Source organism: Streptococcus sp. GMD6S (assembly GCF_000297015.1).
In genome coordinates this window covers 1-1,184 of sequence record NZ_AJRH01000329.1, presented here as the reverse complement: position 1 = coordinate 1,184, position 1,184 = coordinate 1, and the positions used below count along the sequence as shown (strand labels likewise).

At 34.9% G+C, this 1,184-nt stretch carries 2 protein-coding genes; both read right to left on the bottom strand.

Features of this window, described 5'->3' with window-relative positions; genetic code table 11:
* Positions 1-108: 108 nt before the first annotated feature.
* Positions 109-624 carry a hypothetical protein gene (locus tag GMD6S_RS11390; RefSeq protein WP_001030875.1) on the bottom strand — a complete coding sequence of 172 codons (516 nt, stop codon included), beginning with the start codon at positions 622-624 and terminating at the stop codon, positions 109-111.
* A 74-nt stretch (positions 625-698) separates the two neighbouring features.
* On the bottom strand, positions 699-1,184 hold a 486-nt coding region (locus tag GMD6S_RS11385; protein ID WP_000329536.1), incomplete at its 5' end, for a glucosamine-6-phosphate deaminase.

Below are 1,184 nucleotides of genomic sequence, written 5' to 3'. Positions count from 1 at the left end.
TCATTCTTACGTACTACTGTTTTAGACATTTTTTTCACTCCCTTCAAGTTCAAGATCTATTCTATTTTACACGCAAAATGAATAAATGTCAAGAGAAAACTAAGTTTTTTATTTTTCATAATGACTAATAATATAGTCCACCATCTCCTCCATCTCTGCTTCAGATAAAGGTAGTTCCCAGTTTGTTGTTTCCATTTTAAGAAAGGCATCACTGACCTCAGATTTATTATCTGGCAACAAAATGTTGCCGTCTTTTTCAAACATAATACCTATCCGATCATATAAGACATGAAGATTATTAGTTTTATTTTTATTTTTATTTGGATCAATATCAAAAGACTGTAAAGAGATTAATATATCATTTCCTTTATAAGACAAATCAATCCACATATGATTTGATAAATCATATGGTCTAGATAATCTACTACCCGAGGTGTACTTTTTATTCCCCATACCTCCTGAATATTGATTTCTTGTGTTATATGGTTTATCTTTTGACTTAGTAAAAAGAGAATTCCCTTCCTTATCTTTCTTCTTTGTAATGAATTTTATTATTTTTTTTCTCTCTTCCGTTCTAGCGCTCTTATATGCTTCTTTTACTTTTAGAAATTCTTCTTTATTCATGTTATCCTCCTAACGTCATGTTGCAGTTTTATATGTCTAAAAACACTCACTCCAATGAGCAAGTGATTCTGAATTTATTTTTCAAGTAAGCTTAGCGCTTCTGCATCTGCGATAATCGTCACGTCAGGGTGGTTTTGTAGACTACTTGCTGGTAGACTCTCAGTCACTGGTCCAGACACTGTTCCGGCAATAGCTTCTGCTTTTGATTCACCGTAAGCAAAGAGAATAATTGACTTGGCATCCAAGATGTTTTTAATCCCCATTGAGATAGCTTGGGTTGGAACGTCTTCAATCTTGTCAAAGAAGCGAGCATTGGCTTCGATAGTAGACTGGTCAAGTTCTACTAGATGCGTTTGACTGTCAAATGGAGTACCAGGCTCGTTAAAGCCGATATGTCCATTGCGACCAATTCCCAAGATTTGTAAATCAACAGGATGGTCAGCCAAAATTTGATTATAGCGTTCTACTTCTTCTTCAGCATTGTCCTTAACCCCACGAGGCAAGAAGCTTTCTTTAAATGGTTTTTGGTTGAACAAGTTTTCCTGCATGAAGTAACGATA